Genomic DNA, 17,197 nt, shown 5'->3' on the forward strand with positions numbered 1-17,197 from the left:
TACAGGGCTCAGACCTCGATCATCGCCAATTCATCCATCAGCGCGTCAGTCAGTGCATCAAGGTCACTGAAACGTCGGTTGCTCACCGCGCCGAATGCTGCGTGGTTGACATAGGCCTGGCTGCCGTCAGCGAACACCGGTACATCAATGCGCTCGCCTTGAGCGTTCACGTAGTGCACGGCTATCTGGTCGGAAGGCGTTCTGGTCGTCGTGAACTGATTGGGGCTATGCACACGAAAGGCGATCTCGTGTTCATTTGTCGGGCACGGCAGGCAGGCGAGCAGGTCGCATCCGTGAGTGACCTGGTGAGTTCCGGAAGGGGAATGGATAACGATGCCCGGATCACTTTTGACTCGCATGCTCGGTTGCGTGGCAATACGACTGTCCACCCGGACGCTGGAGGCATTGGTCAATTCGACCAGCCCGGGAATGCTCTGCAGTGTATTGCTGTGTCCTTGCCCGACAAGTGCGACCCAGCGATGCGGGCCGTGGGCCAACTGGTCAAATGAAATTTTTTTCCAGGCAAAGAAGTTGAACATCGTCACCCGATCAAGTTGATCCGATAGCGTCGGCAGGATGTGGGAGGGTATGAGAGTCTGCGCAGTGATCAATGAGCTTGCGGTGGTATCCAGGGCCATGACCGGGATTGCTTGAGCATGCGCTTCTTCTACCAGACGCGTGTAGCTGTAGGCGTCCGGGACGGTGCTCAGGTCATCAACCAGTTGAAGCCTGTCTCTCAGCACCTGAGGCAAATGAGCTGTTGGTGATGCGTTGAACTGATCCAGAAGGGCCTGGTGCAGGTCAGTGTTCAGTACTTCCAGGTAAAACCCCCGGACACCCTGGCGCTTGAGTTCCGCCATGTTGTTGATTAAAAACTGACGTGTCAGCGAATAGTGATGCGTTTCTCCGAACACCAGCCCATTGCGCTGGCCGAACAGGTATTGGAACAGTTGATCGGGCGACAGATTCCGGCCCGGTAGCACCAACTGTCTGGCAGGGGCCTGGAAGGTTCGAAAGTAGCTTCTGGCATGTCGGCGCAATCTCGATTGAATGGCAAAGATGTGCAACACGCCTGCTGTCTGGGCATTCATCGCAAAGGTCGGATGTAGCATGCCAAGACTCATGGAACCGGCGAGGGAGAGATTGAGCGCCGGCAGCGCCGCTAGGTCTGCCGGGGGCAATTCATAATCCAGGTAAGTGGTCTGCAGCGGACCTTTTTCGATAGGGCCCATGCCTCCTGATAATCGCAGCATGGGTTCGGCTTGCCAGTTTTCCAGTGTTTCATCCAGAACCAGCGGGTAGCGCAGGGTTTTGTAACCCGTACCCTGGGGGTAAAGGAAACGCTGCCCCTGAGCTATATCGCACAGGTAGTGCTTGCCGGCGATCAAGACGTATTGTTGGGGCGAAGTCTTGCTCTGAAAAAGATTGCCTTTGATCAGGTCCAGATCCAGCGGGTTGACCGCCACCTCTATTCCGGACAGATCAGGGGCCGGTCTGAATGCCGGTACCGCGCCGAATGCCGGTAGCCGCAAGGGGCGCCCCTTGGCTGCGGTGATGGACCAAAGGGCTCTGGCCGCAGATTTTGACGCCCCCATCTGATTGAGCAGCAGGAACGTTCGAGTAACGCTGCGGACGGCTTTGAAGGCGCTGGTGATGGGCAGAAAGCTGATCAGGTTCAGCGACAGGTCCAGCCCGAAGCTGATTTTGTTCCACAACGATTGTCGTTCGACTTCGGCGTTGCTGGTGGATTGATGATCGGCGTTACGCCGCAGCGTGACGACCTGCTGCTCGTACAAGGCGTCGTGCAGGGAGGTGTTAATGGCAAAGGTGTGAAGGGTGTCAAAGGGGTTGCCGATCCGGCTTCGGGCATTGAGCACCAGCTCGCTCAACAAGAGGGTGCGAGCGACCTTGCTTTCGGTCAGTGCCGCCTGCCCGGGCGTTGACAGGCGTTGCATGAAGTAGTGGCGCCATTCGGGCGATGTGTTCCACTGATCCTTGAGGAACTGCTGCATCGTCGCACTATCGGCAAACTCCTTGATGGCGTGTCCTGTCGGTGCCCAAGGGGTGTAAAGGATGACGTTGGGCAGCGCTCGGCGATTGTCCACGCTGATCATCAATACATCATTGAGGTTGTAGCCGTTGCGGGCATCCGGGGAATTGGCAATCAGAAGCGAGCTCGCCACGATTCTGTGTTTGCCAACGGTTTTTCGGCTGGCCGGGGTATCGCCATCGATGAGTGCCTTGACCCATTGGTAGCCACGGTTTTCCCTGTCCTCGAGAAAACAGTTCGGGTCCAGCCTGGCCGCCAGCGCATGAGTCGCCAGGCTGGCTCGGTGAGCATCGATCCAGGTTTTGCGCAGGGATGAACCTTTCTCCATCAGGCGTGTTTGCAGTAACTGGTCGTAACCTTTGCTCACGTCCAGCGTCTGGACGAGGGATGTCAGATAGCTTGCATCGAACTGGATGGGTGCGCCGGACGTGGTCTTGCCGGACGCAGACATCGAGGTTTTTTCACCGGTAAACAACTTATAGAAGCTGAAGTCCCACGGATTACTGTTTTTCAGTGCAAATTCGGTCAATGACAGGGTGATCGTGTACTCAGGCCGGATTGTCGGGTCACTGGAGTAGGGGACTTGATCAGATCCGACGCCGCCGCCCGTGCTGGCGGGGTTGATACTGGTGGTCATGGAGACGGGTACTTTATCCGGGTCAATTTCCTTGTCCGGGTAATCGATTGCCAGTTGCCGGACCAGTTCCTTGTGGGAAAATTCTCGCAGGAGCGGTATGGCCGCTTCCCGGATCTTTGTGGCCAGGATTTTATTGGCTGCCAGCTCGGACTCTGCCAGCCGTTTGAGTGCTTGTTGGTCCGCTGGACCGGCCTCCCGGTACCAGGATGGCAAACTTGCCTCGATGAAACGTCGGCTGCGTTCGATCAGCAGATCCCGGGTATCCAGGAATGAGCCGATAGTGGCCAGACGGTTGAACAGTTCATGGACCTGCTTACCGTTGACCTCATGCCGGGGCAATTGACGCCAGCCGTACTCGATGTCCTGTTTCTGCAAGGCCAGCAACGCGTGCACTCGATTCTCGAAAAGGTTCTCGTGAACTTGAATGTAACTGAACAGCGGTGACGCCTGGTATCCGTTGGCGCGTGCCTGGTCTTGCCAGGTGATATGAGTCATCAGGCTGTCGCCGGTACCCGCATTGGTGAATCTGGTACGCAAATATTGATCAAGAGCCTGCAGTGAGACAAATGAATCAATACCCACACCCTGGGTGAAAAGCGCGACTGCACCGATATCGGCAACAGGGGTTTTGCTTGAGAGCACGAATACCCCGGCCAAAGGGATGTCAGGCTCGTCGTTCCGGCCTTTAAGGCTCAGCGAGAAGGCGGCTGGCCTATGCGTTTGCGGCAGATGTGCGCGTGATTGACTGGATGGATGGCTGACGATTTGCCCGACCAGGGTCTTGCATGACTCGTCGAGTGTGCCGTCTTCCACACGCAATGCCGCTTCGGCCAGCAAGGCCTTGGCCAATTGATCGGCCAGCCATTGGCGACGGGTCATCGGGTTGCCCGGCGTGTATGCCCCGCGCCAGAAACGGTCCAGTTGCTGCTGATAGTGGCGATCCGGCCTGCGGATCAGCTCTTCAATAAAGGTTTCGAATGCTGGCGTGCTGCCGATGGTGCTGTTGATGGTGCGTAACTTGTGCGGGGCAGACGGATCATTCACCTGGTAAGTGGCTTTGGCGTAGTAGCGGTAAAACCGGTTTGGGGCGTCAAAATTCTCTCCTCCCCAGGGCTTGTCGTTGAACAGCGCGGACAACGGGCGTTGCGCTGTGCCTGAGTGCACAACCGTTTCCGAGCCTGATTGGAGGGTGAGCTTGATGTGTTCTTCGTAGCTCACTGCTTCCAGGGTAACGGGCGGGGGATGATCGAGGAACGAACGCTGGATTTTTGCATCGAGCAGGTCTGCCAGCACCCCGGCGGCTTCGGGCTGTTGGTCGAGCAGATGCTTTAGCGCGAGTTGATGCTCAAGCAGTTGTTTCAGGTAGGTTTGCTGTCGGGCTTCGATCAAGGCAGCGGAAGCGGTCATAGGGGAGGCGCCTGATAAAGAATTCTCAAGCGAGGACGTTATCGAAGCCGAAGGTGGTGACTGCGGTATATATGTACCGCCAAAAAACCGCAGTACGAGGGCGCGCGGGAGTCGGGCGCCATCGCTGGCACTTTCCTGACAAAAATACTGGGACTTTGTCCGGCGCGCTGATTGGCGTAAACTGCGCCCAAGCCTGCGAGGAGTTTCCATGACCGCTATTACCATTACCGACGCCGCCCACGATTATCTGGCTGATCTGCTCTCCAAGCAGAACACCCCGGGTATCGGCATCCGCGTCTTTATCACTCAGCCCGGCACCCAGTACGCCGAAACCTGTATTGCCTACTGCAAGCCGGGGGAAGAGAAGCCGGAAGACACGGCGCTTGGGCTGAAAAGCTTCACCGCCTACATCGATTCGTTCAGCGAAGCCTTCCTGGACGACGCGGTAGTCGACTACGCCACCGACCGCATGGGCGGCCAGTTGACCATCAAGGCGCCAAACGCCAAGGTGCCGACGGTCACTGCCGACAGCCCTGTCAACGAGCGGATCAACTATTACCTGCAGACCGAGATCAACCCGGGGCTGGCCAGCCACGGCGGCCAGGTCAGCCTGATCGATGTGGTTGAAGACGGCATTGCCGTCCTGCAGTTCGGCGGCGGTTGCCAGGGCTGCGGCCAGGCTGACGTGACCCTCAAGGAAGGCATCGAGCGTACTTTGCTCGAACGTATTCCTGAGTTGAAGGGTGTACGTGACGTGACCGACCACACGCAGAAAGAAAACGCCTACTACTAAGGTGTTCGCTGCGGCATGAAAAACGGCGCCCCGTGAGCGCCGTTTTTTTATGGGTGATGGATAATCTGTGCTGAGGGGCTTGCCTGTGGCGAGGGGGCTTGTCGGACCGCCGCACCGCCCCGCTCGGCGGCGAAGCCGTTGCAATACCTGAATGCAAGGTTTATCTGGATGAATGCCGGGGGCCGCTTCGCGCCCCAGCGGGGGCAAGCCCCCTCGCCACAGGTAAGCCCCCCAAGCCTCCTTACTACAGGCAAACCCCCTCACCACAGGGGCAGGCGTGCTCAAGGTCTGTAAAGATGCGCATGCCCGGCGCGATACAGCGACGACTCGCTGAAATGATCACTGCCCAGCACCCGACCCACCAGGATCAACGCGGTGCGCCGAAACCCCTTGGCCTCAACCTTTGCGGCAATGTCCGCCAGCGTCCCCACCACCCAATCCTGATCCGGCCAGGTCGCCCGGTGAATCACCGCAATCGGGCAATCGGCACCGTAATGCGGCAGCAATTGGACCAGTATTTTCTCCAGGTGATTGACCCCCAGGTGAATCGCCATGGTCGCGCCGTGCTGCGCCAGGCTACCCAGTTCCTCGCCGGCAGGCATCGCTGTTTTGTCGGCGAAGCGGGTAAGAATCACGCTCTGGGATACGTCCGGCAGCGTCAGCTCTGCACCCAACAGCGCCGCGCAGGCCGCCGTGGCGGTGACGCCGGGGACAATTTCGAAGGGAATATGCAGTTCGCGCAGGTAGCGGATCTGCTCGCCGATCGCGCCATACAGGCTCGGGTCGCCGGAATGCACCCGCGCGACGTCCTGGCCATTGGCATGGGCGGTCCTGATCAGCTCGATGATCTGTTCCAGGTGCAGTTCAGCGCTGTTGACCACCTGCTCGGCACTATGACCTTCCAATACCGCAGCAGGCACCAGCGAGCCGGCATAGATGATCACCGGGCAGCTGCGAATCAGCCGTTGGCCCTTGACCGTAATCAGTTCGGGGTCGCCGGGGCCTGCGCCAATGAAGTAGACGGTCATGCTCGGTTCCTGTGGCAAAAAACGGCTGGGCAAGGCTTCAGATGAAGAATGCTCATGATCGAAGGTGGGGATTATCGGGGATTTTATGCCGCGCCAGCCAATGCCAGGGTTGCCTGGGCATATTTTTGTCGCGCAATCAGCAGCTTTGCCGGCGCCTGGGCCAGTTGTTCGGCCAATGCCAGGGCGGCGCTTTCCGCTACGCCGTAGCAGCCGGTGCGTTCGAAGGCGATTTGCGATTGATGAGTGAGATGTTGCTCATAGGCGGCAAGTTGTTCGCTGCTGAAGTAGGTCACCGGTAGCCCAAGCTGCGCGGCCAACTCGTTCAGGGCCGGCTCTTCGCGCTTGAGATCGATACTGGCCAGGGCCTTTATTTCATGCAATTGGATCTGGTGTGCTTGCAGCGCCTGCTCCAGTAGCGCCAGCAGCGTACTGACCGGGCAGCCGCGCTGGCAGCCCAGGCCGACCACGAGGGTCGGCGCTGCGCTGATGTCACTCATGCGTGGTATTGGCCATCGCTTTTGCGGCGGAACAACCAGGCGCTGATCAGGCCCAGGGCCAGCCAGAACGCCACGTTGGTCAACTGCGAAGCGATTTTGAATTGTGTCTCCAGCGCCTCTGGAGCGAGCATCGAATGCACTTCAGGTTGCGGCGCACCAATCAAATGGGGAACGGCGAGAGTGGCGACACCCAGGGCTTTCATCAGCCAGTGACGGCCGAAAACGATCAGGGCGATACCGACAGCCGTGCAAGCCGCGGTGCCGATCCACCAGAGCTGACGTTGCGCCAGGTCGGCCGCCGCGGTGCCCGGCAGTTCCGGTGGCAGGCCGAGGGTTGGCGCGAGCACGAAAGTCGCATAGCCGGCCAGGCCCCAGAGCAGACCCTGCGAAGTCCTGGTCGGAGCGCGCAAGGTATACAGGCCGGCCAGCATCAGGGCGAAGCCGACGGCCACCACCAAATTTCCCCCAGTGGTCGACAGCACGCGCTGCCAGCCGTCTTGCGGCTCCCAGGCTTCGGCGTCGTGGGTGTGGGCGGCGTTGGCGCCCCCTGCGTGTTCATGGACTTCAACGGCGGCCGGCTCGGTTATTTCGTAGGTCTCGGCCTGCAATATCAACGGGGACACCCAGAAGCTTTGCAAGAGGGTCAGCAGCAGGGCGGCCAGAAGCCCGGTGAAACCTGCGGTTTGCGCGATACGCTTGATCATGTCGGCAGCTCTCAATGGCACGGAAAGGCAGAGCTGTGGCGGGTATCGTGAGCGGCGTTGTGCACCGCTTCGATGTGCGAGAAGCCGGCGAAGTAAACAAGGGACGCACCCAGGATCGACGCGCAGACGGCGGCGGTCAGACGCTGGGTCAGGGTCGTGGTGGTGCTGGCGGTGCTGTGGCCGGTGCTGCTGATGATCGACATGGCGTTTCCCTTTGTTCTGTCAGCGGGAACAAGAACGCATGCAGAGCCCTGCACGAGCGAGCGCGCAGAAGTTCAAACAGCGCCCGCCCACCGCGGGTTGTTGTTCAGAGACCGTACTGGTCACTTTGTGTTGCGGGCCGGTCTCCGGGCTCACGAGGGGCGCAGGCATCGCCTGAACCTGCAAGCATCACCTTCCCACGCCATATCGGCACAGTGGATCTGACGCTTCACTCGCTTACCGTTGCGGGGGCAGCACCGGACTGACATGGCTTTGGAGTAAAGCACATGATTCACCGGTTTCCCGTTTCACCCTGTGAAGGGCACCCGTAACAAGCGTCTAGGAGAGCATGGGCGGGGGTTGGGCGTCAATTGGCAAACGTTCTCATCGCAAACCGTGTCGCTCCCTTCGCGAGCAAGCCCGCTCCCACCTCCGGCCCAGTTCTGTCAGTGCAATACCGTCAAATGTGGAGCGGGCTTGCTCGCGAAGGCGACGCCGCAAAACCAATGTGAACATTGACCCGCCCCCGCACGATGCGTAGCCTTGCGCTTTCGAGGTTCTTCGGCGTTTGCCGAAGCTAAGAAGGGAACGCGGTCAATGCCGCGGCTGCCCCCGCAACTGTGAACGGTGATGTTCGTTGCCACGCCACTGCAGGCTCTCCATGAGGCCGGCGGGAAGGCGCAGCGAATGCCAGGTCGCCAAGACCGGCACACCGTCAGCCAGGAGACCTGCCTCGATACAGATTCTGACTTTCAACCGGGCGGGGTGATCCGGTGGCGAATTCTTCCAGGCACGCGCGTGCGCGTTGCCGGTCGTCGTCCCGTATGCCCGCCACCTTGCCAAAGGGCATCCGATGAAAACACTGGCCAAACTCCCCGTCACCATCGTCACCGGCTTCCTCGGCTCGGGTAAAACCACACTGCTGCGGCACATGCTCGACAATGCCCAGGGCCGCCGTATCGCGGTGATCGTCAACGAGTTCGGCGAACTGGGTATCGATGGTGAAATCCTCAAGCAGTGCTCAATCGGTTGCACCGAAGAAGAAGCCAACGGCCGTGTCTATGAGCTGGCCAACGGCTGCCTGTGCTGCACGGTCCAGGAAGAATTCTTCCCGGTGATGCGTGAACTGGTCGCCCGTCGTGGTGACCTCGACCATATCCTCATCGAGACCTCGGGCCTGGCTTTGCCCAAACCCCTGGTGCAAGCCTTCCAGTGGCCGGAAATTCGCAGTGCCTGCACGGTAGACGCGGTCATCACCGTGGTCGACAGCCCGGCCGTCGCCGCCGGCACCTTCGCCGCATTCCCCGATCAGGTCGACGCCCAGCGAAAACTCGATCCGAACCTGGACCATGAGTCGCCGCTGCACGAGCTATTTGCCGATCAACTGGCCAGCGCCGACCTGGTGATCCTCAACAAGGCCGATCTCATCCGCCCTGAAGATCTGGCCCGCGTGCGCCTGGAAGTCGCCGAAGAACTGCCGCCAGCGGTAAAAATCATTGAAGCCAGCAGCGGTCGCCTGCCGCTGGACGTGCTGATCGGCCTTGGCGCCGGCTCCGAAGAGCACATCGACAGCCGTCACAGTCACCATGACCATCATCACGATGGCGATGATCATGATGACCACGATCACGACGCTTTCGACTCCATTTCCATTGAACTGCCGCAAGCCGACGAAAGCCTGTTGCTGGATGCGCTGACCCAACTGGTGGTCCAGCACGGCATCCTGCGAGTCAAGGGCTTCGCCGCGATCCCGAGCAAACCGATGCGCCTGCTGATTCAGGGCGTGGGCACTCGCTTCGACAAGCACTTCGACCGCCAATGGGGCGCCGAAGAAGCGCGGGTCACCCGTCTGGTGCTGATCGGCCAGGAACTGGACGCCGCTCAACTCGAAGCGCAACTGCGCGCCGCGCTCAGCGTGTAAGCCATGCACCTGCTCAGGACCCAGCCCGGCGGTTTCGTGTCGGAGGACAACATTGCCGACCTTGGACAAACCCCCGCCGAACTGGTGATCCTGTGCAGCGGCGACTCCAGCCTGGCATTGCTCGCCGAAGCGGCGCAGCAGTTGCCCGACGACTACCCGAGCGTGCGCCTGGCCAATCCGATGCAGGTACAGAACCATGCCTCGGTCGACTTGTATGTCGACCAAGTGCTGCGCCACGCCAAGGTGATTCTGATTTCACTGCATGGCGGCATCGCCTATTGGCGCTACGGTGTCGAGCGTCTGGTCGAACTGTCACAGCGCGGCGTGCAGTTGATCCTGGTGCCGGGCGATGACCGTCCGGACCCGGAGCTGAGCGACCTGAGCACGGTGCTTCCTGAAGATCGCGAGCGGCTCTGGCATTTCCTGCGCCAGGGTGGCATGGCCAATGCGCTGGACCTGTTTCGCTGCCTGGCCAATCGATGGCTTGCGCGTGATTATTCATGGTCGCAGCCTCAGGTACTGCCGCGCACGGCGATCTACCACCCGCATACAAGTCCCGCACGACTCAGTGATTGGCAAGCCGATTGGCACGCCGGCCAGCCAGTGGCGGCGGTGCTGTTTTACCGTTCGCATTTGCAGGCGGCCAACACCGCTTTTATCGACGTGTTCTGCGAGCGCTTGCGGGCAGCGGGGTTGAACCCGTTGCCGATTGCACTGGCCAGCCTGAAAGAGCCCGCCTGCCTGACGGTGGTCGAGGACTTGTTGGATGAAGCTGAAGCAGGGGTGATTCTCAATACCACGGGTTTTGCCCAATCCAGTCCCGAAGCGCCGCATCTGCGACCTTTTCGCCGCAATATCCCGGTGATCCAGGCCATCTGCGCCCAAGACAACGAACCTGGCTGGCGCGCCAGCGAGCAGGGGCTTGGCCCCCGGGATCTGGCGATGCACATCGCCTTGCCGGAACTGGACGGACGCATCATCAGTCGGCCGATCAGCTTCAAGGACCTGGCGTGGCGCAGCGAGCGCAGTCAGTGCGATGTGGTGTGCTACCGGCCACAACCGCAGCGCATGGATTTTGTCGCAGAACTGGCCCGGCGCTGGGTAGATCTGGCGCGCCTGCCCAACGGGCAAAAACGCATCGCCTTGATCCTCGCCAACTATCCCACGCGCGACGGTCGCATCGGCAATGGCGTCGGTCTCGACACCCCGGCGGCGGCGCTGAACATCTTGCGCGCGCTGCACACCGAAGGTTATCCGCTGCCGGCCGAACTGCCGGACAGCGGCACGGCATTGATCCAGCAGTTGCTTGGCGGCGTCAGCAATGACCTCGACACCCTCGACCAGCGTCCCTGTCAGCAGAGCCTGGCCATGGACGAATACTGGCGGATGTTCAACGCTCTGCCCGAGGCCAATCGTGATGCGGTACTGCAACGTTGGGGCACGCCGGACAATGATCCGATGTGTCGCGACGGGCGCATGATGATTGCCGGCCTGCGGTTTGGTCTGACCTTCGTCGGCATTCAGCCGGCACGGGGCTATCAGGTCGATCCGAGTGCGGTGTACCACGACCCGGACCTGGTACCACCCCATGGCTACCTGGCGTTCTACTTCTGGCTGCGCAACACCTACGGCGCCCATGCCGTGATCCACGTTGGCAAGCACGGCAACCTCGAATGGCTGCCGGGCAAAGGCGTGGGGCTCTCGGAAAACTGCTGGCCTGAGGCGTTGCTCGGTCCGCTGCCGAACATCTATCCGTTCATCGTCAACGACCCGGGCGAGGGCGCCCAGGCCAAGCGCCGTACCCAGGCGGTGATCATCGACCACCTGATGCCGCCGCTGACCCGCGCCGAAACCTACGGGCCTCTGCGCGACCTGGAACTGTTGGCCGACGAATATTACGAAGCGCAATTGCTCGATCCGCGCCGTGCCCGGGAGTTGCAGCGCGACATCCTGCAACTGGTACGTGACAGCCATATAGACCGTGAACTGCAACTGGACGAGGAACTCGACAGCGATGCCGATGCGGCGATCTGGTTGCCGCGCCTGGACACCTATTTGTGCGACTTGAAAGAGTCGCAGATTCGCGACGGTCTGCATGTGTTTGGCGAGTCACCCACCGGCCGTTTGCGAATCGACACCTTGCTTGCGCTGCTGCGCATTCCTCGTGGCGATGGACGCGGTGCGCAGTCGAGTCTGCTGCGGGCGTTGGCCAAGGCGTTTGAATTGGCTTTCGATCCACTCGATTGTGCGTTGGCCGAGCCGTGGAACGGGCCGCGTCCAATCGAATTGCAAACCCTTAGCGATGAACCCTGGCGCATTACCGGCGACACCCGCGAGCGCCTCGAACTGTTCGCCGCGCAGCTGATTTCCCAAACATTGAAACACCCTGCAGGTATACCCGTACCCTGTGGGAGCGGGCTTGCTCGCGAAGGCGGTGTATCCGGCAAATCAATGTCGACTGACACCCCTTTTTCGCGGGCAAGCCCGCTCCCACAGGATTTCGTGTGGACTGAAGTCACCGCCATCCTCGACAACCTGCGCGATGTGGTTGCGCCACGCCTGGACGCCTGCGGCCCGGCAGAAATGTGCGGCCTGCTCGACGCCTTGAGCGGTCGCTTCGTCCCGGCCGGCCCCAGCGGTGCGCCGAGTCGTGGTCGTCTGGACGTCTTGCCCACCGGACGCAACTTTTACTCGGTGGACGTGCGCAACCTGCCGACCACCACCGCGTGGCGCATCGGGTTCCAGTCGGCCAACCTGATTCTCGAACGGCACCTGCAAGACCACGGCGATCATCTGCGTCAGCTCGGGCTGTCGGTCTGGGGCACCGCGACCATGCGCACCGGCGGCGACGACATTGCCCAGGCCATGGCCCTGATGGGGGTGCGTCCGGTGTGGGCCACCGGCAGCCAGCGGGTCGATGACTTTGAAATCCTGCCATTGAGTCTGCTCGATCGCCCTCGGGTGGATGTGACCTTGCGGGTCTCGGGTTTTTTTCGCGATGCCTTCGCCAATCTGATTCGCTTGTTCGATGCGGCAGTGCAAGCCGTCGCCGAGCTCGATGAACCGGACGACCTCAACCCGCTGGCGGCCAAGGTCCGCAGCGAACGTGAAGCACTGCTGCAAACAGGACTGGACCAGGATGCGGCACGGCGCCAGGCCGGCTGGCGCATTTTCGGCGCAATGCCCGGTGCCTATGGCGCGGGTGTGCAGGGCGCCATCGACGGACGCCTGTGGCAGAGCCGCGAGGACCTTGCCGAGGTCTACCTGAACTGGGGTGGCTACGCTTATGGCGGCGCCGACGAAGGCACCGCCGCTCGCGATCAGTTCGCCCAGCGGCTGAGTCAGGTGCAGGCGGTGCTGCAAAACCAGGACAATCGCGAGCACGACTTGCTTGATTCCAACGACTACTACCAGTTCCAGGGCGGCATGCTCGCGGCGGTCGAAAGCCTGCGGGGTGAAGCGGCTGCCAGCTATCATGGCGATCACAGCCAGCCGGACTTGCCGAAGATTCGCACCTTGAAGGAAGAGCTCAACCGGGTGATTCGTTCCCGGGCGGCCAATCCGAAGTGGCTCGACGGGGTCAAGCGCCATGGCTACAAAGGTGCGTTTGAAATGGCGGCAACGGTCGACAATCTGTTTGCGTTCGATGCGACCACGCAGCTGATTGATGATCATCAGTATGCGTTGTTGGCGGACGCGTATTTGCTGGACCCGGCGACCCGGGAGTTTGTCCGTGAGCACAATCCTCATGCATTGCGTGATATGACTGAGCGGATGCTGGAGGCGCAGCAGCGGGGGATGTGGAAAGAGCCGGGGGCTTATCGGGAGGCGCTGGAGAATTTGTTGCTGGATATAGAGGAAGAGGGGTAGTGCATTCAAAAGCCACCCCTCACCCCAGCCCTCTCCCCAAGGGGGAGAGGGGGAAAGGGGGAAAGGGAGCCGATCTCCAGTGCTTTCAGATACCGAGATCAACTCGATTTCCCAGGTCGATGTAATTCGACTAAACACCTCGTTAAGTCCCCTCCATCCATGGGAGAGGGGGAAAGGGAGCCGATCTCCAGTGTTTTCAGATACCGAGATCAACTCGATCTCCCAGGTCGATGTAACTCGACTAAACACCTCGTTAAGTCCCCTCCATCCATGGGAGAGGGGGAAAAGGGAGCAATCGCCAGTGTTTTCAGATACCGAGTTCAACTCGATCTCCCAGGTCGATGTAATTCGACTAAACACCTCGGTCAGTTCCCTCTCCCTCCGGGAGAGGGCTAGGGTGAGGGCAGCAATCTAACTGGCACACCACAATCATCACTACCACCGAACCCCAAAGACCACGACCGAGACCCCCAAAATGACCGACACCCCCCATTTCCCCCTCTCCGCCGTGGTCGGCGCCGACGATCTGAAACTCGCCCTGTACCTCACCGCCATCGACCCGAAAATCGGCGGCGTGCTCATCGAAGGCCCTCGCGGCATGGCCAAATCAACCCTGGCCCGGGGCCTCGCGGACCTGCTGGCCAGCGGTCAGTTCGTCACCTTGCCCCTGGGCGCCACCGAAGAACGTCTGGTTGGCACCCTGGATCTGGATGCCGCCCTGAGCGAGGGGCGCGCACAATTCTCCCCCGGCGTACTGGCCAAGGCTGACGGTGGCGTGCTCTACGTCGACGAAGTCAACCTGTTGCCCGATCACCTCGTCGACCTGTTGCTCGACGTGGCAGCCAGTGGCACCAACCTGGTTGAGCGCGACGGTATTTCCCATCGGCATTCAGCGAAATTCGTGCTGATCGGCACCATGAACCCGGAGGAGGGTGAGCTGCGTCCGCAACTGCTCGACCGTTTTGGCCTGAACGTCGCCCTCGGCGGACACACCGCACCGGTCGAACGCGGCCAGATCATCCGTCGACGGCTGGATTTCGACAGCGATCCACAAGGCTTTTGCGCCGAATGGGAAAGCCCTCAGCAAGCCCTGCGCGAGCGTTGCCAGAAGGCGCGCAGTGCGCTGACCAGCATTCCCCTGGACGACGAAACACTGGCGCGGATCACCGAGCGCTGCTTTGCGGCCGGCGTCGATGGCCTGCGCGCTGATCTGGTCTGGCTGCGCGCCGCCCGGGCCCACGCGGCGTGGCGCGGGGCGAACGCTATCGCCGAGGAAGATATCGATGCAGTCGCCGAGTTTGCCCTGCGCCATAGGCGTCGCGAACATCCAGCACCAGCGCCGCAACACGCCCAGGCCCCGCAGCCATCAGCACCGCAGCAGCCCAATCCAGGTGAAGGGCAGGGCCAGTGGGGCGAAATGCCCGCCAAGGCGCTGCCGGTCGGCGCCAGACGTGAAATACCGAGCTGGCCAAAAAAGCCTTAGGCATTCGCCCCCGTGCTGACGCGGGGGCGAATGCCAGACCCCGCGCCGGGGAGCTCGATCACGGCAGACAGGGCAAGCGTCACGCCACACACAATGGCATGGTCAATTGGCTGGGCACCTTGCTCAATGGCCGGCCGCAACAGCGTGACGACCTGTTGTTTCAACTGCGCACCCGTTCGCCCCATGAACTGTGGCTGGTGATCGTTGATGCCTCGGCTTCGACCCGCCGCCATCAGGCGCTAAGTGATGCCAAGGGCTTGCTCGCGCAGATTTTCGACGACGCGTATCGCCAGCGTGCGCGCCTGGCGTTGCTGACGGCCAGTGGTGCCGAGCCGAAATGGCAGGTGCAAGGGTTGAAAGCGTCTACGGGATTGCGCCATTGGCTCGATGGTCTTGGTGCGGGCGGTGGCACGCCGTTGCTGGCGGCGTTGGCAGAGGCAGGGCGGTGGCTGGCGATACGACAGAAACGCTTTCCAGCGGAGCAGCAGCGGTTGTTGCTGGTCACCGATGGCCGATTGAAAAATCTGCCGATACTCGAGCCACTGACATGCCCGGGGTTGCTGATCGACATTGAGCGTGGCCCGATTCGGCTGGGGCGCAGCAAGGTGCTGGCAGCGCAGTTGCAGTCCGAATACCGGCATATCGACGAACTGCTTCCTGGGTGACTCCACAATTGCTGCGTTAACCGCAGCTCCTTGTATGGTGATCGCAAAAAGTCGTACACCAACCGTTTACTTGCCCATCGCCTGCCGATACTGGCGGATGGTAGCGGTTGAGGAACGCGGGTGACCGGGTTTTATAACACCAGTCGCAGATTGATTTGCAGTAACTAACGGGGCATCGCTAATCGAATAAAAATTAAACCTGTCATATGTGCTAGCTGCGTTTATTGTTTTTTTCACGCTAAATAAACAGGTCGCTTCCCATGCGCCGTGCGCATTACGGTACATGGAAGCGCTTATTTATTAGAAAAGGACTGTCCCATGACGCAGATGGAAGAAGTTTCAAGTAAAAATAACCTGGTGAAAAATGGCGATTTTTTGTTTGGTGCAGAATACTGGTATCTCAATAAAGCTTCGGTAACCAATGGTTCCTGCCATCTTGTTGATGGGGCAACGTGCAACCAGTTTGTCTGGGATTTTGTTGTCGAGAAAACCTACGTGATTTCGTTCGAAACCCACTTCAGTGGGAACGGTAACGGGCGATTGCTTCTTGGTTTTGCTCCAGACTTCAATATGGAACCCTACCCATTTCAATCCGGGGAAGGCTGGGTAACCCAACAGGTTCGATTTGTCGCAAAGGCTGGAGGTCGGCTTCAAGTGACCTTTGAGGACATGAATTCACCCGGCGGTTATATCCGTAATATTCGCATGGTCCAGGAAGGGGAGGTTGAACCCGTTGAGGAACTGATCCGGGGCGGAGATTTTACCGGGAGCTGGCAAGTCAAAGCGCAATCGCCCGACCTCGTCAACTTTTGGAACGGGCATTGCAATATTACGGGTAACGCACGGATCGACCAGGAGTTTGCGCTCAAGCCAGAAACCGACTATCTCCTCTCCTGCCTGGCACAGTTTCCCAAGGGGGGCGCAGGTACAGCAGTACTCGTATTGGAGCCAGGTTGTGAAGTGGAGATCCTTTCAATTCCAGGCAACCCTGAGTGGACGACACATACAAAAAACTTCGTTACTCCGGCCGGCACCACGACCGGGAAGTTGATCGTAACAGGCGTCGGCATTAGAACCGATGACGTTTCAATCACAACCCCCAGTAAAACATAATCCCTTCAGTTTGAAGCGCCATCGCCGGACAAGAATGGATTCGCATACTTGGGCGTTGTACATGCGCAGCCATGCAAACGTTTAACTGTTCACTCAAGGAGTTACACCGTGACTATAAAAGAATTGTTTTCAGAACAGACAAGCCACCAAGTTGAACCAAGGGAAGAGTTGATCAAGGACAGCGATTTCGGTAGGCACTGGGAAGTCTACACACCGTTGAATGGTACGGTTTACTTTGTCCGCGGCCATTGCTTTATTGCGGGTGAAGGGCGAATCGAGCAGGAGTTCCCAGTCGCGCAAGATACCCGTTACAGGCTCTCCCTTTTGGCGCAAATGCCCGGTAACGTCGCCGGTGCATTAACGGTGGTATGGCAGCCAAGTGGAAAAATAGAGACGATTGCAATCCCGCCTTCTGATATTTGGACGCGGTATGAAAAAGAAACTGTTTCACCGGTTGGCACCACGAGTGGGAGGGTCGTTCTGTCTGGCGCTCACTCGAAGTACGACGATGTTTCACTAAGGCCCATCAGTAAGGCGTAGCGCCTGAAATCCGGAACGCAGTTACCCGCACAGGTGGCTGCGTTTCGGTGGTTGTTATGCATCCGCAAGACTCGGAGGCGATAGGCCGTTGCACCTATTGTGCACTGGGATACCCGCCCTCCATCGCCAACGTCAGTACTCGCGGTCTGTGCGTTGGGCAGTTCCATTTCCTCGCTTTCTGCATCCTTCTGTTTCAGAAACATACTTCAAAATCCACGCAGATGACTGACCACCTGTGGCACACTTTCTGCTGTTTGGTCCGTTGTTGCATACCCTGTTCCGTTATAG

12 protein-coding genes and 2 riboswitches are annotated in these 17,197 nt (G+C 59.7%); of the genes, 7 read left to right on the forward strand and 5 right to left on the reverse strand.

Annotated elements, in window-relative coordinates:
• Positions 1-8 precede the first annotated feature (8 nt).
• On the reverse strand, positions 9-4,094 hold the full coding sequence (locus ASE98_RS06760) for a membrane-targeted effector domain-containing toxin (protein WP_060540612.1): 4,086 nt from the start codon (positions 4,092-4,094) through the stop codon (positions 9-11).
• A 208-nt stretch (positions 4,095-4,302) separates the two neighbouring features.
• Between ASE98_RS06760 and nfuA the strand changes: the two genes are divergently transcribed.
• Positions 4,303-4,887, forward strand: coding sequence for a Fe-S biogenesis protein NfuA (nfuA, locus tag ASE98_RS06765; RefSeq protein ID WP_060540613.1), 585 nt, complete (start codon positions 4,303-4,305; stop codon positions 4,885-4,887).
• Between the two features lie 281 nt (positions 4,888-5,168).
• Here the strand turns inward: nfuA and cobM are convergent, their stop codons facing one another.
• The 4 genes from cobM to ASE98_RS06785 all read right to left on the reverse strand — a co-directional run bounded on the left by cobM (position 5,169) and on the right by ASE98_RS06785 (position 7,319).
• Positions 5,169-5,915, reverse strand: coding sequence for a precorrin-4 C(11)-methyltransferase (cobM, locus tag ASE98_RS06770; RefSeq protein WP_060540614.1), 747 nt, complete (start codon positions 5,913-5,915; stop codon positions 5,169-5,171).
• An 83-nt stretch (positions 5,916-5,998) separates the two neighbouring features.
• Positions 5,999-6,412, reverse strand: coding sequence for a cobalamin biosynthesis protein (locus ASE98_RS06775; protein ID WP_060540615.1), 414 nt, complete (start codon positions 6,410-6,412; stop codon positions 5,999-6,001).
• The gene (locus tag ASE98_RS06780; RefSeq protein ID WP_060540616.1) at positions 6,409-7,116 is read right to left on the reverse strand and encodes a CbtA family protein; all 708 of its coding nucleotides are present in this window, start codon (positions 7,114-7,116) and stop codon (positions 6,409-6,411) included. Before ASE98_RS06780 ends, ASE98_RS06775 begins: the two co-directional genes overlap by 4 nt.
• Before the next feature lie 11 nt (positions 7,117-7,127).
• Positions 7,128-7,319 carry a CbtB domain-containing protein gene (locus tag ASE98_RS06785; protein ID WP_060540617.1) on the reverse strand — a complete coding sequence of 64 codons (192 nt, stop codon included), beginning with the start codon at positions 7,317-7,319 and terminating at the stop codon, positions 7,128-7,130.
• 118 nt (positions 7,320-7,437) lie between these two features.
• Positions 7,438-7,662, reverse strand: a riboswitch (cobalamin riboswitch).
• A gap of 192 nt (positions 7,663-7,854) precedes the next feature.
• Positions 7,855-8,067, forward strand: a riboswitch (cobalamin riboswitch).
• A 103-nt stretch (positions 8,068-8,170) separates the two neighbouring features.
• Between ASE98_RS06785 and cobW the strand changes: the two genes are divergently transcribed.
• The 6 genes from cobW (at position 8,171) to ASE98_RS06815 (ending at position 16,909) form a co-directional block, all read left to right on the forward strand.
• Positions 8,171-9,238 (forward strand): cobalamin biosynthesis protein CobW, encoded by a 1,068-nt coding sequence (gene cobW, locus ASE98_RS06790; RefSeq protein ID WP_060540618.1) that lies wholly within the window; start codon positions 8,171-8,173, stop codon positions 9,236-9,238.
• Between the two features lie 3 nt (positions 9,239-9,241).
• Entirely contained in the window at positions 9,242-13,108 is a 3,867-nt protein-coding gene (gene cobN / locus ASE98_RS06795) for a cobaltochelatase subunit CobN (RefSeq protein ID WP_060540619.1), read from the forward strand.
• A gap of 475 nt (positions 13,109-13,583) precedes the next feature.
• Positions 13,584-14,591, forward strand: a complete 1,008-nt coding sequence (locus ASE98_RS06800; RefSeq protein ID WP_060540620.1) for an ATP-binding protein — start codon at positions 13,584-13,586, stop codon at positions 14,589-14,591.
• A 119-nt stretch (positions 14,592-14,710) separates the two neighbouring features.
• Positions 14,711-15,256 (forward strand): vWA domain-containing protein, encoded by a 546-nt coding sequence (locus ASE98_RS06805; RefSeq protein WP_060540672.1) that lies wholly within the window; start codon positions 14,711-14,713, stop codon positions 15,254-15,256.
• Positions 15,257-15,574: 318 nt separating this feature from the next.
• Positions 15,575-16,369: a hypothetical protein gene (locus ASE98_RS06810; protein WP_060540621.1), complete on the forward strand. Its 795-nt coding sequence runs from the start codon at positions 15,575-15,577 to the stop codon at positions 16,367-16,369.
• A gap of 108 nt (positions 16,370-16,477) precedes the next feature.
• A complete protein-coding gene (locus ASE98_RS06815; RefSeq protein ID WP_060540622.1) occupies positions 16,478-16,909 on the forward strand; it encodes a hypothetical protein in 432 nt (143 codons plus the stop codon).
• Positions 16,910-17,197: the final 288 nt, after the last annotated feature.

The sequence above is a fragment of the Pseudomonas sp. Leaf48 genome (assembly GCF_001421885.1).
Lineage (GTDB): Bacteria > Pseudomonadota > Gammaproteobacteria > Pseudomonadales > Pseudomonadaceae > Aquipseudomonas.

What these genes read in the sequence shown, in the direction of transcription:
- cobN (WP_060540619.1), top strand. Translation starts at nt 9,242, where the DNA reads ATGCACCTGCTCAGGACCCAGCCCGGCGGTTTCGTGTCGGAGGACAAC.
- ASE98_RS06810 (WP_060540621.1), top strand. Translation starts at nt 15,575, where the DNA reads ATGACGCAGATGGAAGAAGTTTCAAGTAAAAATAACCTGGTGAAAAAT.
- ASE98_RS06760 (WP_060540612.1), bottom strand. Translation starts at nt 4,094, where the DNA reads ATGACCGCTTCCGCTGCCTTGATCGAAGCCCGACAGCAAACCTACCTG.
- nfuA (WP_060540613.1), top strand. Translation starts at nt 4,303, where the DNA reads ATGACCGCTATTACCATTACCGACGCCGCCCACGATTATCTGGCTGAT.
- ASE98_RS06775 (WP_060540615.1), bottom strand. Translation starts at nt 6,412, where the DNA reads ATGAGTGACATCAGCGCAGCGCCGACCCTCGTGGTCGGCCTGGGCTGC.
- ASE98_RS06785 (WP_060540617.1), bottom strand. Translation starts at nt 7,319, where the DNA reads ATGTCGATCATCAGCAGCACCGGCCACAGCACCGCCAGCACCACCACG.
- cobM (WP_060540614.1), bottom strand. Translation starts at nt 5,915, where the DNA reads ATGACCGTCTACTTCATTGGCGCAGGCCCCGGCGACCCCGAACTGATT.
- ASE98_RS06780 (WP_060540616.1), bottom strand. Translation starts at nt 7,116, where the DNA reads ATGATCAAGCGTATCGCGCAAACCGCAGGTTTCACCGGGCTTCTGGCC.
- cobW (WP_060540618.1), top strand. Translation starts at nt 8,171, where the DNA reads ATGAAAACACTGGCCAAACTCCCCGTCACCATCGTCACCGGCTTCCTC.
- ASE98_RS06800 (WP_060540620.1), top strand. Translation starts at nt 13,584, where the DNA reads ATGACCGACACCCCCCATTTCCCCCTCTCCGCCGTGGTCGGCGCCGAC.